The organism is Acinetobacter sp. AB03 (assembly GCF_058107045.1).
This window is the reverse complement of sequence record NZ_JBUEBA010000002.1, coordinates 2,482,701-2,505,688: the sequence shown is the minus strand read 5'-3', so window position 1 is coordinate 2,505,688 and position 22,988 is coordinate 2,482,701. Positions and strand designations below refer to the sequence as shown.

General features: G+C 43.2%; 20 protein-coding genes and 1 other RNA gene. 13 read left to right on the top strand and 8 right to left on the bottom strand.

Going from position 1 to position 22,988, the window contains the following annotated elements:
• The first annotated feature begins 106 nt into the window (after positions 1 to 106).
• From ACY3FQ_RS12735 to ACY3FQ_RS12725, 3 genes are all read left to right on the top strand, one after another.
• Positions 107 to 562, top strand: a complete 456-nt coding sequence (locus ACY3FQ_RS12735; RefSeq protein WP_005400160.1) for a bacteriohemerythrin — start codon at positions 107 to 109, stop codon at positions 560 to 562.
• 150 nt (positions 563 to 712) lie between these two features.
• Positions 713 to 1,795, top strand: a complete 1,083-nt coding sequence (locus ACY3FQ_RS12730; RefSeq protein WP_029574954.1) for a membrane protein — start codon at positions 713 to 715, stop codon at positions 1,793 to 1,795.
• Positions 1,795 to 2,118: an RnfH family protein gene (locus ACY3FQ_RS12725; protein WP_010326018.1), complete on the top strand. Its 324-nt coding sequence runs from the start codon at positions 1,795 to 1,797 to the stop codon at positions 2,116 to 2,118. The genes ACY3FQ_RS12730 and ACY3FQ_RS12725 overlap by 1 nt, the downstream gene beginning before the upstream one ends.
• Positions 2,119 to 2,164: 46 nt before the next feature.
• Here ACY3FQ_RS12725 and ACY3FQ_RS12720 read toward each other — a convergent pair whose 3' ends face one another.
• Positions 2,165 to 2,563 carry an outer membrane protein assembly factor BamE gene (locus tag ACY3FQ_RS12720; protein WP_004694868.1) on the bottom strand — a complete coding sequence of 133 codons (399 nt, stop codon included), beginning with the start codon at positions 2,561 to 2,563 and terminating at the stop codon, positions 2,165 to 2,167.
• A 112-nt stretch (positions 2,564 to 2,675) separates the two neighbouring features.
• Between ACY3FQ_RS12720 and fur the strand changes: the two genes are divergently transcribed.
• A complete protein-coding gene (fur, locus tag ACY3FQ_RS12715; RefSeq protein WP_004694866.1) occupies positions 2,676 to 3,113 on the top strand; it encodes a ferric iron uptake transcriptional regulator in 438 nt (145 codons plus the stop codon).
• Positions 3,114 to 3,173: 60 nt separating this feature from the next.
• On the opposite strand, the gene ACY3FQ_RS12710 is transcribed toward fur, so the two are convergent.
• Both ACY3FQ_RS12710 and ACY3FQ_RS12705 read right to left on the bottom strand, forming a co-directional pair.
• Positions 3,174 to 4,295, bottom strand: coding sequence for a PilT/PilU family type 4a pilus ATPase (locus ACY3FQ_RS12710; RefSeq protein ID WP_010326019.1), 1,122 nt, complete (start codon positions 4,293 to 4,295; stop codon positions 3,174 to 3,176).
• 26 nt (positions 4,296 to 4,321) lie between these two features.
• Complete coding sequence (locus ACY3FQ_RS12705) at positions 4,322 to 5,359, bottom strand: type IV pilus twitching motility protein PilT (protein ID WP_004694862.1); 1,038 nt, start codon at positions 5,357 to 5,359, stop codon at positions 4,322 to 4,324.
• Between the two features lie 122 nt (positions 5,360 to 5,481).
• On the opposite strand from ACY3FQ_RS12705, the gene ACY3FQ_RS12700 reads away from it, so the two are divergent.
• Together ACY3FQ_RS12700 and ACY3FQ_RS12695 are read left to right on the top strand one after the other, a co-directional pair.
• Positions 5,482 to 6,171: a YggS family pyridoxal phosphate-dependent enzyme gene (locus ACY3FQ_RS12700; RefSeq protein ID WP_058952300.1), complete on the top strand. Its 690-nt coding sequence runs from the start codon at positions 5,482 to 5,484 to the stop codon at positions 6,169 to 6,171.
• A 184-nt stretch (positions 6,172 to 6,355) separates the two neighbouring features.
• Positions 6,356 to 7,090: a hypothetical protein gene (locus ACY3FQ_RS12695; protein WP_058952299.1), complete on the top strand. Its 735-nt coding sequence runs from the start codon at positions 6,356 to 6,358 to the stop codon at positions 7,088 to 7,090.
• A 116-nt stretch (positions 7,091 to 7,206) separates the two neighbouring features.
• Here the strand turns inward: ACY3FQ_RS12695 and ACY3FQ_RS12690 are convergent, their stop codons facing one another.
• Together ACY3FQ_RS12690 and ACY3FQ_RS12685 are read right to left on the bottom strand one after the other, a co-directional pair.
• A complete protein-coding gene (locus tag ACY3FQ_RS12690) occupies positions 7,207 to 10,803 on the bottom strand; it encodes an AAA family ATPase (protein ID WP_489774143.1) in 3,597 nt (1,198 codons plus the stop codon).
• A 9-nt stretch (positions 10,804 to 10,812) separates the two neighbouring features.
• On the bottom strand, positions 10,813 to 12,066 hold the full coding sequence (locus tag ACY3FQ_RS12685) for an exonuclease SbcCD subunit D (RefSeq protein ID WP_005400151.1): 1,254 nt from the start codon (positions 12,064 to 12,066) through the stop codon (positions 10,813 to 10,815).
• 397 nt (positions 12,067 to 12,463) lie between these two features.
• Between ACY3FQ_RS12685 and ACY3FQ_RS12680 the strand changes: the two genes are divergently transcribed.
• From ACY3FQ_RS12680 to ACY3FQ_RS12670, 3 genes are all read left to right on the top strand, one after another.
• Positions 12,464 to 13,441: a GGDEF domain-containing protein gene (locus ACY3FQ_RS12680; protein WP_039889837.1), complete on the top strand. Its 978-nt coding sequence runs from the start codon at positions 12,464 to 12,466 to the stop codon at positions 13,439 to 13,441.
• A 334-nt stretch (positions 13,442 to 13,775) separates the two neighbouring features.
• Positions 13,776 to 14,222, top strand: coding sequence for an ABZJ_00895 family protein (locus tag ACY3FQ_RS12675; protein WP_005400149.1), 447 nt, complete (start codon positions 13,776 to 13,778; stop codon positions 14,220 to 14,222).
• Between the two features lie 59 nt (positions 14,223 to 14,281).
• Positions 14,282 to 15,193: a TIGR01777 family oxidoreductase gene (locus tag ACY3FQ_RS12670; protein ID WP_005400148.1), complete on the top strand. Its 912-nt coding sequence runs from the start codon at positions 14,282 to 14,284 to the stop codon at positions 15,191 to 15,193.
• Between the two features lie 16 nt (positions 15,194 to 15,209).
• Here ACY3FQ_RS12670 and thiO read toward each other — a convergent pair whose 3' ends face one another.
• The gene (gene thiO, locus ACY3FQ_RS12665; protein ID WP_005400147.1) at positions 15,210 to 16,319 is read right to left on the bottom strand and encodes a glycine oxidase ThiO; all 1,110 of its coding nucleotides are present in this window, start codon (positions 16,317 to 16,319) and stop codon (positions 15,210 to 15,212) included.
• A gap of 27 nt (positions 16,320 to 16,346) precedes the next feature.
• The gene (gene hemB / locus ACY3FQ_RS12660; protein WP_005400146.1) at positions 16,347 to 17,360 is read right to left on the bottom strand and encodes a porphobilinogen synthase; all 1,014 of its coding nucleotides are present in this window, start codon (positions 17,358 to 17,360) and stop codon (positions 16,347 to 16,349) included.
• 108 nt (positions 17,361 to 17,468) lie between these two features.
• Here hemB and ACY3FQ_RS12655 point away from each other — a divergent pair, with 108 nt between their 5' ends.
• From ACY3FQ_RS12655 to ACY3FQ_RS12645, 3 genes are all read left to right on the top strand, one after another.
• Positions 17,469 to 17,966: a thioesterase family protein gene (locus ACY3FQ_RS12655; RefSeq protein ID WP_004694841.1), complete on the top strand. Its 498-nt coding sequence runs from the start codon at positions 17,469 to 17,471 to the stop codon at positions 17,964 to 17,966.
• A 247-nt stretch (positions 17,967 to 18,213) separates the two neighbouring features.
• The gene (locus tag ACY3FQ_RS12650; RefSeq protein ID WP_489774142.1) at positions 18,214 to 19,365 is read left to right on the top strand and encodes an EmrA/EmrK family multidrug efflux transporter periplasmic adaptor subunit; all 1,152 of its coding nucleotides are present in this window, start codon (positions 18,214 to 18,216) and stop codon (positions 19,363 to 19,365) included.
• Between the two features lie 6 nt (positions 19,366 to 19,371).
• Entirely contained in the window at positions 19,372 to 20,901 is a 1,530-nt protein-coding gene (locus tag ACY3FQ_RS12645) for a DHA2 family efflux MFS transporter permease subunit (RefSeq protein WP_005400144.1), read from the top strand.
• Between the two features lie 96 nt (positions 20,902 to 20,997).
• Here the strand turns inward: ACY3FQ_RS12645 and glpK are convergent, their stop codons facing one another.
• The gene (gene glpK / locus ACY3FQ_RS12640; protein WP_004984334.1) at positions 20,998 to 22,482 is read right to left on the bottom strand and encodes a glycerol kinase GlpK; all 1,485 of its coding nucleotides are present in this window, start codon (positions 22,480 to 22,482) and stop codon (positions 20,998 to 21,000) included.
• Between the two features lie 130 nt (positions 22,483 to 22,612).
• Between glpK and ssrA the strand changes: the two genes are divergently transcribed.
• Positions 22,613 to 22,971: a transfer-messenger RNA gene (gene ssrA, locus ACY3FQ_RS12635) on the top strand.
• Positions 22,972 to 22,988 lie beyond the last annotated feature (17 nt).

Sequence of the window (22,988 nt, the reverse complement as noted above, 5' to 3'; positions counted from 1 at the left end):
ATGAAAATAGTATAAAACCAACCAATTTGATTCACTTTTATTTTTAATTCTAATCGATATGATTAATTCATGTAATTAATCTATTAATTTTTATTGGGTGGTCGGAATGATAATGAAGTGGGTTCCAGAATATAATACTGGTATCGATGTGATTGACGATCAACACCGTCGTATTCTTGATTATATCAATGAAATTGATGCGATTGATGTCAATACTGACCGTGAACGCGTGAAACAGATTTTAGAAAATATTATTGATTACACACAGTCTCACTTCACTTTTGAAGAGTCTCTCCAAGAAGAAGCAGGTTATAAATATCGTGTGCCACACAAACGTGTACATGATTTATTTATTAAAAAAATTGAATCTTATCGTGACCGTTTTGAGCTGGGTCATTCAATCGAAGCTGAGCTGCATGAAGTGTTGTCGAAATGGCTGATTAACCATATCCAGCATGATGATGCAGATTATGTCGGTGCCGTAAAAGAAAATATGATGGGCATTATTAAAGAAAAAGAAAAGAAAAAAGGGAAAAATTGGTTTGCTCGTTTCTTTTCATAAGTGAGCCAAACGAGGGATAAAAACAATAAATTTTAAAATTTTAATTATATTTAGCGCAGCAAATCATCAGTTTTGATGGTTTGCTTTTTGTTTTTGATTTTCATAAGCGAGCAAGGCAAAATAGCGCAAGACTTATTGAAGGAACGCATCATGCAAGACAATGCTCTGTCACGATGGTTATCGCCGCTGATGGCATTTTGTTTATCATTTATTATCATTGCCACACTTGCACCCTTGGTGGGAATTCAGGTTGAACGTCAGCTCGACTTTTGGTTACTTTGGTTAGTGACCATGGTGATCTTGGCTTTACCTGTGTGTTACTTAGAAATTGCCTTAGCCAAGCGTTCAAAAACCACGGCATTGAATGCTTTGTTGAGTTTGACGCGTGATGCCGATGCTTCTCAGACGTGGCGTCTTGTTGGATGGCTTGCTGTCGTCTTTATTCCTTTTTTAGCGGGCGGCATGTTGTCTAATGCTGCGCAATTATTAAATCAATATGCACTGGCCGATATGACATCGTCCGTGATCTTTATTGCTTTGGCTGTGGTTGCGATTGCGTTGTCTTTTGCCCCACGTCTGTTGACCTTAGCGTTAACGGCGGTCGGTGTGCTGATCTCCTTAGTGCTTGCAAACCTCTCTGGTACAGGAACCGCTGAGTGGCAAGTGACGCCGGTTGAATTTTCAGAATGGGGCAGTGCAACGGTATTGGCTTTGGTGGCAAGCGGTTTAGGACTCGGCCTGTACTGGCAGAACAGTTTGGCACAAGTTCAACAGCAAGATGCTGCAAGCAAGACTGTTTTACCGATTTGGATTGCACAAATTTTGGCGGTGGTTGCTTTTGCATTTTTTGCAGTCCAAGCGGCATTACCTGCGTATGCGATTGCCTTAACTGCAGTTGTAGCGGCAGCCGTGCTGTTACAGATGGCACGTGAGCAGTTGGCTCAGCGCCAGTTAAATATTGTGATTCAGTGGCTCGTGCTGCTGGCTGCAACGTTGGTGTGGTTGATTCCAGCCACTGGCCTGATCTTTAACATTTTACTGATGTTGTGGGGCTTAGTGATTTGTTTGATTTATGCCATTTTTGCTGGTTGGATTATGAAAATTAGCCATTTACGTAAGTCGATGAACTTTAGTAATGAAGCTTTTTATAATATTTGGCGCATTGCTGTGCGTGTTGTATTACCCGTTTCTATCGTATTGGCCATTGTAGCCGTACTTGGAAAACTGATCTAATGCGCATGCTTCAACAAGTCTGGGTTGCCTATGCAACAGCAGACCAGCAGTTTCATATCAGTGTGCCATTTTCTGAAGGAATGACGGCGCAGGATGCGATTCAGCTGAGTGGCATAGGTTCGCAGGTTGAATTGCCTGAGCCTTTACAATTGGGCATCTTTGGTGTCCGCTTGAAAGACCTTCAACAGGTTTTACAGGCAGGGGATCGTGTTGAAATTTACCGACCTTTGAGCATTAATCCTAAAGATATTCGAAGGATACGTGCACAAAATAATCCTGTGGGTCGCTTTGCAAAAGGCAATCGCTTAAAACAATCGAAATGATATGAAAAACCCCTCAGTTGAGGGGTTTCTTTTTTAGAATAAGGCTTTATAGTGGGGGCGCGTTTAGAATCGCTTCTTTCGATGCTGGTAAGCCCGGCTGAGATGCAGGAATGGTTTCTAAGCCTTCAATTTTTTGCACAATACCGTTTGGGTCGAAATAGACTTTCAGGTGTTGACCTTGTGCAGCAGGAATCTTGGCTTTTTTAGCATACGTTCCTGGGGTATAATTGTAGATGTAGTCCCAACGTAGCGGATTCATTGGATCTGAAACTGTCGGGCTGCCAAGCAAAAAGCGAACTTGTTGATGGCTCATGCCAACTTGTATTTTTGACGCTTGTGCTTGAGTTAATGGCGTACCTTGAGGAATATCAACTTTATAAACGCCCAAGGTCGAACAGCCTGCGAGCAGTGAAGTGACGAATAACGCCAACATGATTTTTTGCATTTTGCTACACTATCCCAAATTAATTATGATGCAATTGAGCCACGGATAGATCATACTGCATCTACACTTTGTTGCATATTCTAACTTTAAATTTGTTGAGAGACCTTTTTACATGCCAATTTCAAATCAAGATCTACGCAAAGCTGGACTTAAAGTTACACTTCCACGAATTAAAATATTAGAACTACTAGAAAATTCAAAGCAACACCATTTAAGTGCGGAAGATATTTATAAGACTTTACTTGAACAAGGTGAAGATGTCGGTTTAGCAACTGTTTACCGCGTGTTAACGCAGTTTGAAGCAGCGGGCATTATTCAGCGCCATCACTTTGAAAATAACCATTCTGTTTTCGAAATCATGCAAGACGATCATCATGATCATATCGTTTGTCAAAACTGCAACAAAGTGGTTGAGTTTAGCAACGAAGTGATTGAGCATGAGCAGCACGAAGTTGCTGAAAAGCATGGCTTTACTTTAACAGGTCACTCCCTAAACCTATACGGTTACTGTGATGCTGCAGAGTGCCAAGAAGCACTTCGTAAAAAGTAATCACTTAGATCTAAAAAAAGGGCTTCATGAGAAGCCCTTTTTTATTGTTTAAAGGAATACTTAAGCTTGTCCGTCAAACGTGATGTTTGCACTGGCATGCAATAGACGATCACCGCCTTCTTCGGACAACTTGATTTGTAAACGTAAGTCGTTTGGAGAGTCGGCGTGTTTCAGCGCATCTTTATAGGTAATCTGCTTAGCTTTGTACAAATCGAATAAGGCTTGATCAAAGGTTTGCATACCGAGTTCACGAGAACGCTTCATCAGGTCTTTAATTTCGTGGATTTCACCTTTACGGATCAAATCGGAAATTAACGGTGAGTTAATCAAAATCTCAATTGCAGCGCGACGTGAATTACCGTCAGGTGTTGGAATTAACTGCTGAGCAACCATCGCTTTAAGGTTTAAAGACAAGTCCATAAACAATTGGCTATGACGGTCTGCTTCAAAGAAGTGAATAATACGGTCGATGGCTTGGTTGGCGTTGTTGGCGTGCAGCGTTGCAAATACCAAGTGACCTGTTTCAGCAAAGGCAATCGCATAATCCATGGTTTCACGGGAACGAATCTCACCAATCAGGATCACATCGGGTGCTTGACGTAAGGTGTTTTTCAGCGCGATTTCAAAAGAGTCCGTATCAATGCCCACTTCACGCTGGGTAATGATACAGCCTGCATGCTCATGAATAAATTCAATTGGGTCTTCAATGGTAATGATATGACCTTTTGAGTTTTGGTTACGGTAACCAATGATCGAAGCCAAAGAGGTCGATTTACCCGTACCTGTTGCACCCACAAAGATGATGATGCCACGTTTGGTCATGGCTAACTCTTTGAGTACAGGCGGAAGTTTTAACTCATCCATTGTTGGAATTTGCGTCTCAATCCGACGTAAAACCATACCTGGCATATCACGCTGTTGAAATGCACTGACACGAAAACGTGCAGTTTTATCCCGATTCATAATCGCGAAGTTGCACTCACGTGTGTCTGCAAATTCTTTACGCTGTTTTTCACTCATAATTGAGTTGAGCAGTTGTCCCGCGACATCACCCGTCAGCTTACCCTTAGCCACAGGCACAATTTGACCGTTAATTTTCATGGAGGGCTCAACATCAGCGGTGATAAATAAATCTGACGCTTTTTGTTGAATCATATAATTGAGTAAGTCGTTAAAATCCATATCTCTACCCCAAATCCATTGTTTTCTTATAAGAAGGTTTCAGGTTGCTTGGCAGCTGTACGTGCGGTCTGTGGACTGATCACTCCTTTGGTGACCAAGTTTTTCAAACTTTGATCCAGTGTGGTCATACCGTAGTTTGCACCAGTCTGAATAGCAGAATACATCTGTGCCACTTTGTTTTCACGAATTAAGTTACGAATGGCAGGAATACCAATCATAATTTCATGCGCGGCAACACGGCCACCGCCATTTTTCTTGAGTAAGGTTTGAGAAATCACGGCTTGTAGCGATTCAGACAACATGGCACGAACCATGTCTTTTTCTTCAGCAGGGAATACGTCAATCACACGGTCAATGGTTTTTGCCGCAGAGGTGGTATGTAGTGTACCGAAGACCAAGTGACCCGTTTCAGCGGCAGTGAGCGCCAAACGAATGGTTTCAAGGTCACGCATCTCACCCACGAGGATAATATCGGGGTCTTCACGGAGTGCAGAGCGCAGTGCTTCGTTAAAACCATGTGTATCACGGTGCACTTCACGTTGGTTGATCAAACATTTTTTTGACTGGTGTACAAATTCGATTGGGTCTTCAACTGTTAAGATGTGGTCATAGCGGTTATCGTTAATATAATCGATCATTGCCGCCAAAGTGGTAGATTTACCAGAACCAGTAGGCCCCGTTACTAAAACTAAACCACGTGGCAATTCACACAACTCTTTAAAGGTTTGTCCTAAACCTAAGTCTTCCATGGTCAGGACCTTAGAAGGAATGGTACGGAATACTGCACCTGCACCACGGTTTTGGTTGAATGCGTTCACACGAAAGCGAGCAATGCTTGGCACTTCAAAGGAAAAGTCCGTTTCTAATTTTTCTTCGAAATCACGACGTTGTTTGTCATTCATGATGTCATAGACTAGTTTATGCACTTCTTTGTGTTCTAACGCTGGTAAATTGATACGACGAACTTCACCATCGACACGAATCATCGGTGGCATACCTGCAGATAAGTGTAAATCTGATGCCCCGTTCTTAGCCGAAAAGGCTAGTAATTCTGTGATATCCATTATTTCCCCGAGTTCATTTAAATGCTAATTATTTTGATAGAATAATAAGGCTTTCAATCAACTTAACCAACAGTTTGTTGAAAGGCAAAGCAAAAAAGATGACCGAAATGAGACCCTCGTCAATGAATATCTTGCAAAATTCACGTCAACACGTGTTATCCCAAATTCAACAGGCCTGCGAAATTTCAGGGCGTGGCGTAGAGTCTGTAGAACTTTTGGCGGTTTCTAAAACACATCCGAGTGAAGTGTTACGAGACATGTATGCTTGTGGTCAACGCGCCTTTGGTGAGAACTACTTACAAGAGGCTTTGCAGAAGATAGAGGCGCTACAGGATTTAGAGATTGAATGGCATTTTATTGGGCATGTACAACGCAATAAAACCAAACATTTGGCTGAAAAGTTTGCATGGGTGCATGGGGTTGATCGTTTAATTATTGCAGAGCGTTTATCGGCGCAGCGCCTGATAATGCAACCACCATTAAATCTTTGTCTACAGGTCAATATCGATGCTCAAGACAGCAAAGATGGCTGTCAACCTAGCGAGGTTGCTGAGTTGGTAAAAAGTATCAGTCAGTTGCCTAACATCAAACTGCGTGGTTTGATGGTGATTCCTGCACCGAACAATACTCAAGCCTTTAAGGCGGCGAAAGTGTTATTTGACCAAGTAAAAGAGCTGCATGTTCACCCTGAAAACTGGGATACCTTAAGCATGGGTATGTCAGGCGATATGGTCGATGCAATTGCAGCTGGGTCGACTATGGTTCGCGTTGGAACCGCCTTGTTCGGAGCGAGAGATTATTCACAGCATTAAGTCTAAATAGGGATTCTTGAGCTTAAAGGCAGTGAGAAGCGCTTAACTTACAATTATATAAAACTAATAGGCTGCTGAAAAAAATAGGCTTAATTTAAACTCATGAATTGAACCGTCTATAGATTAGACAGATGAACAATGATTGCCTGACAACGATAAAAATTGCATTTAGGATGAAGCCAAAATGAAAAAACTCTATTTATTTATCTCCCTGCTTTTAAGCTTATTTGTAGCAGCTTGTAGTAGTACAAATACCAAAATGAGTGAGATGAGTGCGGAAGCTACGGTTCAGAATGCTCAGGTCGCTAAAAGTGAAAAATTAGGCACCAAGTGGGGCGATGAGATTAGTTCAAACGTCACGGAAGTCAATTTAAAACGTTTATCCAGTAGCCCAATTGCTGAATCACAAGTTCGCTATGCCAGCAAAAAATACGTGGGGAAAGCCGTGAACAGCCTGTCATTAGCCGCTGGAAAAATCAGTTTTTCGATTGTAGATGATGCACAGCGTCCACTGCCTTTATTTCGAGATGGTCAGCAGTATTATTTATCTGGCAAAGATGGACAAAGTTATCAACTCAAATACCAAAACCATAGCAATAGCACATTTGAAGTGGTTGCCAGTGTCGATGGTTTAGATGTTATTGATGGACGTGCAGCATCACGTAGCAATTCAGGTTATGTGCTTCGTCCACAGGGGGGGTTGATTATTGAAGGCTTCCGTAAGAGTGACTCTGCGGTGGCATCTTTTACCTTTAGTCGACCTGAAGATGCCTATGCTGCAAACTCAGATCATGGTTCCATCCAAAATACAGGTGTGATAGGTACCGTGATCTACCCGCTACAGTCTGTGGCGACTACAGACAAAGCCGCAGATGCATCTAAATATGCACCTCCACCAAAAGCATTCCCAGCGGATTAAAGCATTCGTTTGGATCTCACAGGGAGCATTTACATCAAGTAGGATGCTCCCTTTATTTCTAACCGAGAGATGGTGTCTTAAAACAAATCAAACTTTGACATTTCAAAAATGTGAAATTATCCGACCACCTCAATAGTACTGGCACCTGCGCCCAAAGCTTTAACTTGGATTTGTACAGGAATACGTTCATGCATTTCTTGGATGTGTGAAATCAGCACCACTTTACGACCTTGATTCTGTAATTGGTCGAGAGCATTCATGACCATGTGCAGGGACGATGCATCTAAAGTTCCAAAGCCTTCATCAATAAATAGAGATTCGATTTTCATTGACCCTGAGGCCATATTGGCAATGGCAAGAGATAGGGCAAGGGCAGTCAGGAAAGACTCACCGCCAGAAAGTGATGCAACGGAGCGGGTCTCTCCATCCATATCATGATCAATAATAGCTAGACTCAGCGAATGCTCTAAACGCTTTAAGGTATAACGCTGTGAGAGTTGGTTGAGCTGTTGGTTGGCATGCTCCAGTAAAATATCGAGATTATATTGCTGCGCATAATCACGGAATTTTTTGCCTGTGGCATCTCCCATCAGACCTGAAATTTTACCCCAACGGTGTTCTTTCTGTTGTATCGCTTGAATCTGATCTGCAAATTGTTTTTGTTTGGCGACATTTTGATGATGCAACTCAAGTTTGAGTTTGAGTTGATCACGTAGTTCAAGTTGTGTTTGCAGTGCTGTTTGATGTTCCTGCATTTGCTGTTGTAACTGTGCTGGGTCAATCTCAGGTTGATGGCCCAGATGTTCACTCAACTGCTCTTGCATAGTTTTCAATGCAGCATGTGCTTCATTTACTAGGCGTTCTGCATGCTGTAATTTCTGACGGATGTGTTGTTCCTGAGCCAAGTTAATTTGAGCCAGCGCATCTAAATCAGGCTTATGGAAATCAGGATGCGCATTGAACCAGTGTTGAAGGGTATTTTCTATTTGGCTGGCACTGGTCTGATTCTGCTGTAACTGGGCTTTGAGCTGTTCTAGCTGATTTTTTTCTTGTTCGAATTGATGGCGCAATTGATCAAAATGCTGTTTCAGCTGTTGATAATGGCTTTGCGTCTGCTGACGATGTTGATCGTGCTGGATGAGCCACTCATTGGCTTTGATGTCAGTTAAGCCTGTCATTTGTTGGATTAATTGATTGGCTATTTCTGTATTTTGCTGTCCTCTTTGTTTGATCTCACTGAGCTGCTTGTTGGTTTCAGTGATGTGTCTACTGGTATTTTCGATATTCAGTTGATTGGTCTTGAACTGTTGCGTGGTTTGTTCGCATTGCTGACGCCATTGTTCCAACTGTTCCAGTTGTTGTGAACGTGTATTTAGACGTATCAAGATTTGCTGAGCGGTTTGGGTGGTCTGCTGTTGCCAAGTCGTTTTTTCAGCCTCAGATAAGCACTGCACGATGTGCTGAACTTGGTTGTGCAAACCGTTCGCTGTTTGTAATAAATGTTCAATCTGTTGAATGTTTTGGATGCATTGTTGCTGGATTTTAATATTGTGTTGCAACAACTCAGACTGTTGTTTGAGTTGTTGCAAATCCAACTGATATTGCTGAGCCATTTGCATGAACTGAGTCTTCAATTCTGATGCTGTTAGGGTGAAGTCGAGCGTCATATTTGTCGTTTGACTGTGCTCGATTAACACGTGTTGCAAGGTACTAATTTTTTCAGAAAGTTGCTGAATTAAAGTTTGGCGTTGTTCTATTTCAGTATTCAGTTTAGTCAGCTGCTGCTGCGCTTGTTGCCAGCCATCAAAGCAATTTTGTTCTTTCAGTGTTGCCTGTTGTTCCTGCTGTTGTTGAAGCTCAAACAGGGCCTTGGAGAGCGCAGTATCTTCCAGTTTATAAGGATGTGAGGTACTGCCACAGACTAAACAGGGTTCGCCGTCTTGGAGTGCCGAGCGTAAATCTGCGATATTTTCAGCATGTAAAAGTCGTTGTTGTTGCAAAACCTGTTGCAGTTGGATGCGTTCACTTTTGACAGATTGAAAGGCTTGTTCTGCTTGTTGGCTATTGTGTTGCACGGCTTGAAGCTGTGTTTTGGTATTGTCGAGTTGTACTTGCTGTTCTGTAGACTCAGCCTGTAAGTCAAAAAACTGCTGAATTTTTTGCTGAATCAGCTCGAATTGGCTGAGCTTATTAATTTTCAACTCACGTTGCTGTTGTGTTTGCACAACTTTGATTTCAAGTTGTTCGATCGTCCCGAACTGTTGAATCGACTGCTGTAATTGTTGTTTTTCTGATGCTAGCCGATGTTCTGCCTGAGCACGAGGCCCGAGTTGATGTTCAATTTTTTGATATTGATGAATGAACTGTTCTAGCTGTTGAGTATGGGCGCTGAGACCTTTGTCTAAGTTTACAAACTGTTGTGAGCTTTCCAGTTGCTGCTTACACTCGGTTTGCTGTCGATCAATATGTTGAATCTGTTGTTCAAGCTTTTGTTGTTGCTGAGTTAGGGGCAGCTTAGACTGCTCTAAAGCCTGCAATTTTTCCTGAACTTTCTTAAACTCAGCCCCAACAAAATCTCGTTCTTGGATACATTTACGCACCTCATTTAATGCATCATGATAGGTGCTTTCAAACTGTTGTAGTTCATTCACTGCCATTTCAGCTTGCGTAAATTGGGTTTTTTCGCTTTCAAATTTAAGCTGTAAATGATTGAACAGTTGTTGCTGTTGTTGAATACGGGGCGTCAGTTGCTGCACCGTTTGATGCAACTGTTGTTGTTGGAATACTACAGCACGAATTTCTGAAAAGATCTCCAAACGAGCCAAGTGTTCGCGTTCAGGAGCTAAATCTTGTTGTAACTTACTTTGCGTATTGAAGAGTTGTCGTTTGTTGATGATTTCACTGTCGAGTTTATGTTTGCGTTCAAACCATTGTTGTTGTTTTTCTAGTTGCGACTTTTGAGCTTCAAGCTGTTTATAATCCCTGTCGCACTGCTGAAATTGTGTCGATAATGCTGTGACTTGTTCATCGGTTAACAGTTCAATATGACCCAGCACATTTTCCAGTTCTTTACGCTGCGTGGCGACAGATTTGGTTTTCTCATAAGCCAGTTGACCAATTTTCCCAAAAATAGCGGAATTGGTTAGATATTCCAGCAACTCACCGCGTTCATTGTCCCGTGCTTTTAAAAAAACGGTGACCTCAGATTGGGCCAATAAAACGGCACGAGTAAATTGTTCAAAACTGAGCTGTGTGATGCGTTTGATATTTTCATCGACGGCTTTGGCTTTATCCGCAACCACAACACCATCGGTGACACATTTTAAAGAGCGCTGCACACTTTGCAGTTTTCCGTCTGCTTTTTCCCGTGAACGTTTTAATTCCCAACGTGCAATATAGCGCTTTTGGTCTTGTGCAATAAAGCATAGCTCGGCATAACCATGTGCAGTGCCACGACGCAGTACGGTCAAGGGGGAGTTGGTAAGTAGCTCTGAGCCATCGACATCTTGAAGTTTGCCATCACTGTCTTTTAGCCGTGGAATACGGTTAAACAGTGCCAAACACATAGCATCTAAAATGGTGGATTTACCTGCGCCTGTTTTCCCTACAATGGCAATCAGGCCGGCACTGGCAAGGGGATCGCTTTCAAAATCAATCAGATGTTCGCCAGAAAGTGAAGCAAGGTTCTTAATTCGAATCGATAAAATATTCATACTAAACCTTTAAGCCTCTTGTTCATCTGCAAGGGATTGTTCTGCTTCACGCATTAAGCTCATGAAATCGTTTAACACTTCTGCATCATTGTGATAACCCTGTTTTTCCCAAATTTGCTGAAACAGTTTTTCTGGTGTAGGTGGCTCTAAACTCACTTTAGTGGGTGCATTGGGGTCTTGCTCAGTCGCTAAATATTGACGTGAAATACGGACTAAACGATAACGGTCTTTGGGTAGAGCCTCTTCGAATTGTTGTCTTAAATTGGGCTGCGGTGGAACAGCAGTATGGTATTCAATATCAACATATTCACGTTGATCAAGGTCTTGGATAGCGCCTTGAGGCAATGCTTGCAGTTTCTCCAATACCTCATTGAGTTCACCGCGTATTTTATGCAGTTGAATACTTCGTGGTATCGCTAAAACATTCAACTGAAAACGGGAGGTATTATTTCGTGTGGGATCAAGTATCACTTCAACAACTTGATGTTTATAGTTAATTTCGCTAAAAGATAGTGGAATTGGGGAGCCACTATAGCGGATATGCTCTTCACCGACTTTTTGCGGTTTATGCAAATGCCCGAGTGCCACATAGTCAATGATTTCATCAAATAATGTCGTGGAGAGTGCTTCTTCATTCCCAATTATAATAGGACGCTCAGAGTCAGAGGTTTCGCCGCCTTGCATATGTGCATGAGACATTAAAATCAGGGCTTGATCCGTTGTTTTTCGAGCTTTAGCCTCGGCGATCAATTGTTGATGCAAATAGGCAATCGCGTTTTTGCTATTGGTGGTGTGTTCATTAAAGCCTGTAATTTCAGCAGGACGTAAAAAGGGCAGGCTCAGACACCATGCCACAGTATTTTGTTGCTCATCTAAAATTGGCACCAATAAGTGCTCAAGATCGATCTGCTGTTGACTATTTTTATGAATCACTCCCACCGCTTTGGCATTGTATTTGGCCAATAACGGTTCAACTTGTTCAATGCGGTAGCCTGAGTCGTGGTTGCCTGCAATCATCAGGGTTTGCATATGCGGTGCACGTGCATGCGCATCTGCTAAGAACTGATAGAGTTGCTTTTGTGCGGACGATGCAGGGTTGATGACATCGAAAATGTCTCCTGCAATCAAAAGCGCATTTGGCTGTCTTGCACTGATTTGTTCCAGTAACCATGCTAAAAACTGTTCATGTTCATACTGACGGGAATGGTTATAAAAAAACTGTCCCAAATGCCAATCAGATGTATGAAAAAAACGAACAGCCATAGATACCCCAAGCTCAAAGCGCAATAGAGCTATAAGCTAACATAAATCAAAATTATGCGATGGATAATTGTCGCTACGACGACAATCTTTGACCTGATAGTTGAGTGCCTATTTTTAAGTTGAATTGCACAGAAAAACTATTGAGCGATTATGTGAAAAAGAATGTGATGGGTTTATTTGATTAACACCATAGTAAAAAGATAAATTTTGATTAAAAAATGTTCTTTTAATGGGGTATTATGTAATTCTGTGAAATTGTATATCGTGTCGAAGTCGTAAATGAAATGTGAACATCGATCACGGATTCAATTTTGAGACTTTATAAGAATGATTTATGCAGAATGTCTAAAAAATAAGTCATGCCTTGAATAGGGCAAGGTATAAGGAGAACATAACTATGTCTGATTCTATTTTCAGTTCGCCCCGTATTGTGAATGATCTGGTGTATAAGACGCTGATTGAATCAACACTTGCTATTCCTTGGAGTATTGATTGGGGTACCAAAAAGTTTAGTTATATTGGCCCACAAATTGAAAAAGTGCTGGGTTGGAAGCAAGACTCGTGGAGAACAGTTGAAGATTGGGCGATGCGAATGCATGAAAATGATCGTGCATGGGTGGTTGATTTTTGTGTGGCGCAGTCGATTTCTGGGGTTGATCATGAGGCGGATTATCGCGCACTGACCATAAATGGAGAATATATTTGGATTCGCGATGTGGTGCATGTAGTGCGCAAACCCAATGGGGAAGTCGATAGTTTGGTTGGATTTATGTTTGATATTTCGGAGCGTAAAAAACAGGAACAAGAGTTAGAAATACTGAAAAAACAACTGGAAGAATATTCGTATCAAGACGGTCTGACGGAGATTGCCAACCGTCGCTTCTTTGAAGATAGCTACCAACGTGAGTGGCTCAATGCCCAGCGTGAACAGCAACCTTTGACCCTCATGTTATTGGATATCGATTATTTTAAACAATACAACGATCATAATGGTCATCTTCTCGGTGATGCTTGTCTGAAACAAATTGCACAAATACTGAAAAAAAGTGTCTCACGACCACGTGATTTGGTCGCACGTTTTGGCGGGGAAGAGTTTGTTTTGATATTGCCTGATACAACACAAGCGTCTGCAATTGAAGTGGTGGAGCGTATTTTACAGAGTATCCGTACCGCTGATATTTGCCATAGTACATCACCATTGGATCAGCGTTTATCGGTCAGTTTAGGGGTGAAGACCATTATCCCAACCCAGAAAAATGACAAAATGGCCTTTTTAAAAGAGGTCGATCAGAATCTCTATTTGGCCAAAGAGCGGGGACGTAATGGTTATGTCATTCAGGATGCAGAAGACGTCCAGCACTTAAACTCATATTAACTTTTAAGCGCTTCTTGATCTATTGAGGTGGGGGAGCAATGAAAAATCAGTCCTCAAAAAAATAAAGACCGACGATTCGAGTGATGATGAAATCGTCGGTCAAAGAAAACTGCTTCACGCTTAAATGTCGGCTGCTGACAACATTTAAATTTGGAGCCAATCTTATTGCTCTAGGAAAGGTCACCGTACGTATTGTGGATGCCGGTACAATGTTGACGGTTGCTGCGACCTTGTACCCTATTTAACGCACATCAACTTCGATTGGTTGACATGAAAATGAAAAAAAACTGAATTTTTTTTATAATGATTTTTTGGCTGGGTTTAAAGTAGCGCTATGATTTCGCTAACACGATATTTTCTCTGGTTTTTTTTCATATGTTTTGTCTTTAGTTGTGTCTGTGGTGTGCTCGCTGCACTACTTCCGACAGGGATGGGAGCGGTATTAACGGCTGTACCTTATTTGGTGGCCATGATTTGGGTTTTACTTAAATTTATTAAGCAGCAGCGCCGTGCGCCAACCCAAGCAGAGCGGAAGAAATTCACTTTAGGTTTTAGTCTGATTTTTTGGAGCTATAACTTTGCCTTTCTCATGTTAGGTTTATTTATCTTTGCGCAGGGAGATGCCGAAGTTTGGCAAAACTTTATGCTCTACGTTCAACAACTTCAATTTATCAGTATGGTGGTGATTCTGGTTTTATTGATCGCGATTCCGCTGTATGTGCTGACGTACTGGTTTTATGGCAAACAAGCGGAGCGTATGGCGGCAAAAATGATCGATTAATCGTAAAGCGCTTGGCTAAATGCTATAGTTTGATCAAAAGCATCATTTGAGATCACGCTATGCAAAAAGAACGTGTATTGGTGACAGGAGCAAGTGGTTTTATTGGTTCAAACTTGCTCGATTATTTATTAGAAAAAGATTATGAAGTGATCGGCTTAAGCCGACAGAAGAATCTGCCTAAAATTCACCCACATTTGACTTGGATTCGAGCTTTAGAAGAACTCAAGCATGATCGCATTGATTATGTGGTGAATTTGGCAGGGGAAAGTATTGCTCAGGGGCGTTGGACAGATGCCCGCAAACAAAAGTTGATCGCCAGTCGCGTTGAAATGACGACGATGCTCTATCAATATCTCGCTAAAAGAAAGATTCAACCGAAATGTATTATTTCGGGTTCGGCAGTGGGCTATTACGGTATTGATCCGACTGAACAATGGACAGAGTGTTGTAATGAGCAGTCAGCGCCGCAGTCTATTTTTATGTCAGAGTTGTGTCAAAAATGGGAACAATCTGCACGGCAAGACACGTCGCAAAATACCAAAATTATTCGTTTAGGTGTGGTCTTTGGACGTGGGGCTGGCATTTTGCCGCAAATGTTGTTTCCGATCAAAATGAACTTATGTGGACGTATTGGTTCGGGGCGGCAACCTGTGGTCTGGGTGCATATTCAAGACGTGCTGCGAGCGATTGAGTTTCTAATGTTGCATGAAACCACTGCACAAGTCTTTAATGTCGTCAGTCCAGAAAAAGTTACCCAGTCAGCGTTTGCACAAACTGCAGCGCAAATTCTAAAACGTAGACCTGTACTTTCTTTACCCGCTTTTGTGTTGAAATTACTTTTAGGCGAGCAGTCTCAACTGGTGTTGAATGGTCAATTTATTCGCCCCGAAGCATTGAAAGCACAGGGATTTGAGTTTAAGTATCCGACTTTAAAAGAAGGATTGCTTCATCTCATTCAGCCCAAAGCCTGATTGTGGCGAAGCATCATCACGCAAAATGTGCTAAACGTTCTGGAGTATAGGCAGTCGCATCAACCGTTAAGTTTTGGCTTAACATCAATTCTCGTAGCAGTCGTGCAGATGCAGGCCCCATACATAGACCATTTCTATAGTGACCGAAGTTTGCCCAGAGATTGGCTATTTCAGGAAATGCTCCGATATAAGGGACGCCCGTTGGCGAACTTGGGCGTAGACCTGCCCAATGCTTCACAATTGGGAAATCGGCCAGTTCGGGCACCATGTCCAAACAGGCTTTATAAATATTTTGCTGGGTCTGTAGTGAAGGGCGTTGGTCAAAACCGACATCCGCGATGCTTGAACCACAAACGATATGACCGTCCAAACGTGGAATTAAATACATAACTTGATTCATACACATGGTTGGTAGCCAGTTTTCCGGGGTTTTAAACAGTAACATTTGCCCTTGTACGGGGTTCACTGGAATGCTGCACTGGAGTTGTTCGGACCAATGCTGTGACCATGCGCCTGTTGCAATCACCACATGATCTGCATGGTAGCTCTGACCATCAGCAGTTTTGATCCCTTGAACTTGCTGATTGAGCATGTCAAAGGTATGTACCCACGCTTGCTCATGAAAGGTGACTTGTGGCTGCCGTTTGAGATATTCCACAATCGACTTGAGCAGTCGCGGATTGCGGACATTGGCCAACTGCGGAAAATGGATGGCTTGTTGAAAGCGCGAGGAAATGCGCGGATTGACCTGTTCCAGTTGTTCGTGTTGCAAAAGTTCACAATGCTGCATCGGTTCTTGATGTTGGTCTTTATAATTTAGGCCAATGTCAAAATCAGTTTCGTCAAAAATCAGCATACCTGTTTCGTGGATTTCAAAATCTATCCCGGAAACCGGACTAATTTTTTCATTCCATGCTTGATACATGCTTTTGCCATATTTGGCGAGGTCATTGACACTTTGTGGATAGCGCCATGGGTACATCGGGGAGAGAATCCCTCCGCCTGCCCATGAAGCCGCTTGTCCGGCTTGCTGTTGATCAAAAATATCAACCGAACAACCGTGTTCAATCAGCTCAAGCGCTGTCAGTAAACCACTGATTCCTGCGCCAATGATGGCAATATGCATTGAAATTCAATCCTTTTAAACGTGCTGTTATTTCATGTCTTTTAGTTTCAGTGCCGCTTCTTCTGCAAAATAGGTCCAGATGCCATCTGCACCCGCGCGGCGGCAGCTCATCAGTGATTCAATAATCACGCTGTCCGATAACCAGCCGTTTTGGATGGCCGCTGCGAGCATGGCATATTCGCCACTGACTTGGTAAACGAAAGTTGGCACGCCGAAGTTGTCTTTGACTTCGCGGACAATGTCCAAATACGGCATACCCGGTTTCACAATCACCATGTCAGCCCCTTCTTGAATATCAAGGGCAATTTCATGTAATGCTTCTGCGCGGTTGCCGACATCCATTTGATAGTTGTATTTGTTGCCACCTTTAAGGTTGCTGGATGAACCGACCGCATCACGGAAAGGGCCATAGAAGCTTGACGCGTATTTTGCTGAATAGGCCATGATTGAGGTGTAGATATGACCATTGGCTTCAAAGGCTTGACGAATCGCACCGATACGACCATCCATCATGTCACTTGGCGCAAAAATATCTGCGCCAGCTTCAGCATGGCTTAAGCCTTGTTTGATCAGTGCTTCAACGGTTTCGTCATTGAGTACATAACCTGTTTCATCAATGATGCCGTCTTGACCATGCGTAGTATACGGGTCAAGTGCGCCATCGGTAATCAGCACCATTTCAGGTAATTCTTTTTTGAGCAGACGTAGCGTGTTTTGAACCACACCATCTTCACGCCATGCTGCTTCGGCACTTAAGCTTTTATCTTCTTGGGGAGTAACTGGAAATAGCGCCAGTTTCGATACGCCAAGTTCAAGTAAACGTTCTGCTTTTTTTAAGAGTAAGTCCGCAGATAGGCGTTGCACCTTCGGCATACTGGGGATGTCTTGCGTCTGGTTCTGTCCTGGCAGGACAAATACTGGATAGATAAGATGATCTGTCGTTAAATGGGTCTCGCGAACCATAGAGCGCAGATGTTCATTTTTACGAATACGGCGCATGCGAGTAGCAGGGAAGGCGGGACGATTGAACGTATAGGTCATACAAATCTCGATAATCGGTATTAAACTAGGTCAGTATTGTAGACCTATCTTATGGCTTTGGGCACATATTGACGGGTTTTTATTGTTTTAAGAGTGAAGCAGATTGTTATGAGTAGTGGTGAAAAAAGCTGGACGGGCAGCATACACTTAGGAGCAAAAGTGGATATTGATGTGGTTTTTGAGCAGTTGGTTAAGGCTTTTAATGCGTCGCCATTTTTTAAGCACAACACCATGACTATGCGAGTCGTTGACGGGCAAATTGAAGCCTATATCGATATGCAAGATTACTTAATTGGCAATGTTGCGTTCCAAATTCTACACGGAGGCGTGGCTGCAACGGTTTTGGACAGTATTGGTGGCATTGTGGCGATGGGAGAGCTGTATAAAAAAGCGGAACCTGACACGATTGCGGACACCATTAAAAAAGTATCCCGTTTAGCTACAGTCGATATGCGGGTCGATTATCTCGCGCCGGGACGTGGAAAATACTTTATTGCCCGTGCTGAAACTCTAAGATTGGGGCGTAAAGGCTGCACGATGCGCATGACCATGGTCAATGATGAAGGCAAATCGATTGCAACAGCGATTGCTTCTTATGCTTATTAGTTTTAAATTAATTAAGTAGTTAATATTCAAGTGAAATTTACAGCATCTAATAGGAAGTTGGATGCTGAAAACTAAAATAGACTGAGAAGTTACAATTTATTTTCTCAAAATGTGATTATTTGCTCTTAGAATGCATCAAATTTTATTGTGACTTTCTCATCGACACCAATGCAGACAATACTTGTCTGATGTCCCTTTCGCAGGGATGATGCCGGCTGACCAAGTCTGTTAGATTTAGGAAAAATCAATGACAGATGCCTCAAATACACTGCCAGATACTGATCCAGCCGATCAAATCAATGATCCAGCACTGAAAGCCAAACGTAAGAAAAGCTTAGGTTTCGTGGCTATGATCCTGATCATTGCTGCCATTTTATTCTTGATTTGGAAACTGTTCTTTAACCATTCGGTTTCAACTGATAATGCTTATGTGGGCGCAGAAACGGCCTCGATTACCTCTATGGTGACAGGCCAAGTTGAAAAAGTGTTGGTCAGTGACACGCAAACTGTAAAGCAAGGCGATGTGTTGGTTTTGGTCGATCATCGTGATGCTGAAATTGCTGTAGCCCAAGCTCAGGCCGAATTACTTAAAGCGCAGCGCCAGTATAAACAAAGTGCGGCCAACAGTAGCTCTCTAAACTCGCAAGTCTTTGTAAGTGATGACGCCATTCATAGTGCTGAAGCACAAGTGGCTAAAGCCAAAGCGGAGTTGGATAAAGCGCAAGATGATTTGAACCGTCGTCAGCAGTTGAGTGCGACAGGCGCGATTTCTAAAGAAGAATTAAGCACGGCACAAGCTGCTTTAAATAATGCGCAAGCAGGCTATAACTTGGCGCAAGCGGGTTTGGCGCAGGCTAAATCCAGTCAGAAAGCTGCACAAAGCAATTTGGCTGCAAATGAAGCCTTAATTAAAGGCAGCAATGAAAATTCGACCCCCGATGTTTTGGTTGCTCAAGCAAAACTAAAACAAGCTTTACTTGATTTAGAGCGTACTGAAATTAAAGCACCATTTGATGGGGTGGTGACGAGCCGAAAAATTCAAGTTGGACAGCGTGTGGCGCCGGGTTCGGTGCTCATGGTGGTGGTGCCAATTTCACAGATATATGTCGATGCGAACTTTAAAGAAAGCCAGCTTGAAAATGTACGCCCAGGTCAAAAAGCGGTTTTAACCTCAGACCTCTATGGCGACTCGGTTGAGTTCCATGGCACGGTCTTGGGCTTTTCCGGTGGAACAGGTTCAGCCTTCGCGCTGATTCCTGCACAAAATGCCACAGGCAACTGGATTAAAGTGGTACAGCGTTTGCCTGTACGTATTCAACTCGACCCGAAAGAGTTGGCTGAACATCCTTTACGTGTCGGCTTATCTATGGAAGCTCAAATCGATTTGAAATCGAAGTAGTTACGCATGAATAGCTACGTTCCTTATGGTGACTTAAAGGGTGGTCGCCTTATGCTGGCGGCCTTCGTCCTCGCTTTGGCTAACTTTATGGTCGTGCTGGACATGACCATTGCCAATGTTTCTGTGCCTCATATTACAGGGAGCCTTGCCGTATCGAGTTCGCAAGGAACATGGGTGATTACCTCTTATGCCGTGGCTGAAGCGATTTGTGTCCCTTTAACAGGCTGGCTCGCAGGTCGTTTTGGTGGCGTGAGGGTTTTTACCTTAAGTCTGATTGGCTTCACCATATTTTCGGTATTTTGTGGTTTATCGACCAGTTTAGAAATGCTGGTTTTCTGCCGAATTGGCCAAGGTTTATTTGGTGGCCCGATCATGCCGCTCAGTCAGATGTTACTGATGCGGATTTTTCCTCCAGAAAAGCAATCCCAAGCCATGGGCATGTGGGCAATGACGACGGTGGTTGGCCCGATTCTTGGTCCGATTTTAGGGGGAACCATCAGTGACAACATGTCTTGGCACTGGATTTTCTTTATTAATATTCCCGTCGGTATAGCGTGTGCTTTTGCTGCGATGCGTCTACTTAAACCTGCGGAAACAGCAACGGCCAAACTCAAAATTGATCGCGGTGGATTGATCCTCCTGATTTTATGGATTGGGGCATTACAGCTCATGCTCGATTTGGGGCATGAACGTGATTGGTTTAATAGCCCTGCGATCGTGATACTGGCTTTAACGGCTGTGATTGGCTTGGTGATTTTTACCATTTGGGAGCTGACCGAACGGCATCCAGTGGTGAATATCCAAATCTTTAGATACCGTAGTTTCACGATTTCTGTCTTGGCACTGGCCTTTGGCTTTGGCGCATTTTTCGGCAGTATTGTACTGATTCCGCAGTGGTTACAGATCAATTTGGGCTATACCGCAACTTGGGCTGGTTATTTAACCGCAACCATGGGTTTTGGTAGTTTAGCCATGTCACCCATTGTGGCGAAATTGGCAACCAAATATGACCAACGTGCACTGGCCAGTTTTGGTTTGAGCATCTTGGGCGGGGTGACCTTGATGCGCTCGTTCTGGACCACAGATGCAGACTTTTTTGCATTGGCATTGCCGCAAATCTTGCAAGGCTTTGCTGTACCATTTTTCTTTATCCCATTATCAAATATGGCACTGTCATCGGTATTGCCGCATGAAATGGCATCTGCCGCAGGTTTAATGAACTTCTTAAGAACCATGGCAGGTGCGATAGGTGCCTCTATTGCTGTCACTATTTGGGACGACCATACCAAAGTTGCACGTAGCGAAATGGTCGGTAGTTTGCATACAGATCAAACTCAGTCGGTGTTGATGCAGCAGGGAATGAGCGCGGAAGGTGCATTAGGTTATATTTCTAGTTTGGTGGATAAAGAAGCGTTGACTCTATCGGCAAACTATATTTTCCTAATCTTGGCCTTGGTGTTCCTATTTGCAGCATCTATTATTTGGCTCTGTCCTAAACCTAAAATAGGGGCAGGCGGTGGCGGGCATGCGCATTAAGGTAATAAAAAACCGCTTTCTTGAAGCGGTTTTTTATTATGCATGTTATGCAGTTTTATGATGTTTTTGTTATCTCAAAACAATAGCGTTAAATAATCAAAGTTCTGACTTTGCACGCTTTAAGGCAGATTGCCATTGTTGCAAATGAAACTCACGTTGATCTGGACTCATTTTCGGTTCAAAAGCACGTTCAAGCTGCCAAGACTGTGCAATTTCATCCAAACTTGAAAATACGCCAGACCTTAAGCCTGCCATAGCAGCCGCGCCCCATGCGGTCGACTCCTGCATCTTAGGGCGTAGTACAGGCACATTTAAAATATCGGCTTGAAACTGCATGAGCATGTCATTTTGACTGGCGCCACCATCGACACGGAGCTCTTTCAGCGGCTGCTGGATATCGGCTTGCATGGCGGTCAGTACATCCGAGACTTGAAAGGCAATGGATTCTAAGGCTGCACGAGCAATATGGGCCTTATTGGTGCCGCGTGACATTCCACATAAGAGGGCACGCGCTTCACTGTCCCAATGTGGCGCACCAAGTCCAGTAAATGCAGGAACAAGCATAACGCCATCGGTATCTTTAACTGTACAAGCTAATTTTTCAACATCGCTACTTTTTTGAATAATGCCTAAATTATCCCGTAGCCACTGAACAATCGCACCTGCCATAAATACACTGCCTTCTAGGGCATAAGTGGTTTGATTTTGCGTTTTCCAACCCAGTGTCGAAAGCAGTTTGTTGTTACTGTATTGAACGGTCTCGCCTGTATTGAACAGCATAAAACAACCTGTGCCATACGTGTTTTTTGCAGTCCCAATGTCAAAACAGGACTGTCCAAACAGTGCAGACTGCTGGTCGCCTAATATGCCTGTGATCGGAATATTGGCACCGAGCAAGCCTGCCGCGGTATCTGCGACGTAGGTATCTGAGTTGATGATTTTCGGTAGTAATGCAGACGGAATATTAAATAAATCTAATAGCTCTTCATCCCACTGCTGGGTACTTAAGTTCATGAGCATGGTGCGAGAGGCATTGCTGACTTCCATGACATGTTGAGCACCTTGGGTAAGATTCCAAATCAGCCAACTATCAATCGTGCCAAAGGCCACATGCCCCTGTTCAGCCAGTCTGCGTAGACCATTGACATGCTCAAGTAACCAGACCAATTTTCCTGCACTAAAGTAAGGGTCAATTCGGAGTCCAGTTTTGGATTGAATCTTATCTTTTAAGTTTTGCTGTAGGAGCTGATTGCACCATTCAAATGCGCGACGGTCTTGCCAGATAATGGCTGGTGCAAGCGGCTGTCCTGTGCGCTTATCCCATACGACAGTCGTTTCTCTTTGGTTAGTAAGGCCTATGGCTTTAATGTCTTTGGCTAAAATACGAGCAGAGGCCAGAGCCTGCTGTACAACAGCAATTTGTGAGCTCCAAATCTCTTGGGCATCTTGTTCTACCCAGCCTGATTGAGGGGTATGTATACGTGTTTCGCGTTGCGCCGTTGCCTGAACTTGACCTTGTTCATTGAAAATAATGGCACGACTCGAAGTGGTTCCTTGGTCGAGTGCAAGTAAGTAGCTCATAAATTATTTTATTGTTGGACTTGAAAACCAAAATATTAGCGCAATTATATAATTAAGCGCATCAATATGTGTGTTTGTTTAGAAAATAGATCGTATTTTCTAGCAACTATGCTATGATTACCGCTACTTTGGGGGTGTTTCTGGCTTCGACGCTGGTGATGAAACTCATAGATGCATGTCGAGAGCGCATTTTCTCTCGTAAATCAAATTTGCATTTTTTAGTCGCAAACGACGAATCATACGCTCTAGCTGCCTAAGGGCAGCTTGTCCGCCTCTCCGAATACTTGTGGTTAGAGAGTCCGACTGAAGCGCACGCACACAAGTCCGTATAAAACCAAGCCTCGGGGTTTTGTACTAAATTAAGAGGATCGCGATTTGTACCCTGTTCGTCGGGTCACAAAGAGTTAAAACAGTAGACGATATCTAAGCATGTAGTATTCTCGAGCGTAGTGCTGGCGGACGCGGGTTCAACTCCCGCCACCTCCACCAAAATTCCCTAAATAAAA

Excerpts from the sequence above, each read along its gene's own strand:
- ACY3FQ_RS12735 (WP_005400160.1), top strand. The coding sequence starts at position 107 with ATGATAATGAAGTGGGTTCCAGAATATAATACTGGTATCGATGTGATT.
- ACY3FQ_RS12730 (WP_029574954.1), top strand. The coding sequence starts at position 713 with ATGCAAGACAATGCTCTGTCACGATGGTTATCGCCGCTGATGGCATTT.
- ACY3FQ_RS12725 (WP_010326018.1), top strand. The coding sequence starts at position 1,795 with ATGCGCATGCTTCAACAAGTCTGGGTTGCCTATGCAACAGCAGACCAG.
- ACY3FQ_RS12720 (WP_004694868.1), bottom strand. The coding sequence starts at position 2,563 with ATGCAAAAAATCATGTTGGCGTTATTCGTCACTTCACTGCTCGCAGGC.
- fur (WP_004694866.1), top strand. The coding sequence starts at position 2,676 with ATGCCAATTTCAAATCAAGATCTACGCAAAGCTGGACTTAAAGTTACA.
- ACY3FQ_RS12710 (WP_010326019.1), bottom strand. The coding sequence starts at position 4,295 with ATGGATTTTAACGACTTACTCAATTATATGATTCAACAAAAAGCGTCA.
- ACY3FQ_RS12705 (WP_004694862.1), bottom strand. The coding sequence starts at position 5,359 with ATGGATATCACAGAATTACTAGCCTTTTCGGCTAAGAACGGGGCATCA.
- ACY3FQ_RS12700 (WP_058952300.1), top strand. The coding sequence starts at position 5,482 with ATGAATATCTTGCAAAATTCACGTCAACACGTGTTATCCCAAATTCAA.
- ACY3FQ_RS12695 (WP_058952299.1), top strand. The coding sequence starts at position 6,356 with ATGAAAAAACTCTATTTATTTATCTCCCTGCTTTTAAGCTTATTTGTA.
- ACY3FQ_RS12690 (WP_489774143.1), bottom strand. The coding sequence starts at position 10,803 with ATGAATATTTTATCGATTCGAATTAAGAACCTTGCTTCACTTTCTGGC.
- ACY3FQ_RS12685 (WP_005400151.1), bottom strand. The coding sequence starts at position 12,066 with ATGGCTGTTCGTTTTTTTCATACATCTGATTGGCATTTGGGACAGTTT.
- ACY3FQ_RS12680 (WP_039889837.1), top strand. The coding sequence starts at position 12,464 with ATGTCTGATTCTATTTTCAGTTCGCCCCGTATTGTGAATGATCTGGTG.
- ACY3FQ_RS12675 (WP_005400149.1), top strand. The coding sequence starts at position 13,776 with ATGATTTCGCTAACACGATATTTTCTCTGGTTTTTTTTCATATGTTTT.
- ACY3FQ_RS12670 (WP_005400148.1), top strand. The coding sequence starts at position 14,282 with ATGCAAAAAGAACGTGTATTGGTGACAGGAGCAAGTGGTTTTATTGGT.
- thiO (WP_005400147.1), bottom strand. The coding sequence starts at position 16,319 with ATGCATATTGCCATCATTGGCGCAGGAATCAGTGGTTTACTGACAGCG.
- hemB (WP_005400146.1), bottom strand. The coding sequence starts at position 17,360 with ATGACCTATACGTTCAATCGTCCCGCCTTCCCTGCTACTCGCATGCGC.
- ACY3FQ_RS12655 (WP_004694841.1), top strand. The coding sequence starts at position 17,469 with ATGAGTAGTGGTGAAAAAAGCTGGACGGGCAGCATACACTTAGGAGCA.
- ACY3FQ_RS12650 (WP_489774142.1), top strand. The coding sequence starts at position 18,214 with ATGACAGATGCCTCAAATACACTGCCAGATACTGATCCAGCCGATCAA.
- ACY3FQ_RS12645 (WP_005400144.1), top strand. The coding sequence starts at position 19,372 with ATGAATAGCTACGTTCCTTATGGTGACTTAAAGGGTGGTCGCCTTATG.
- glpK (WP_004984334.1), bottom strand. The coding sequence starts at position 22,482 with ATGAGCTACTTACTTGCACTCGACCAAGGAACCACTTCGAGTCGTGCC.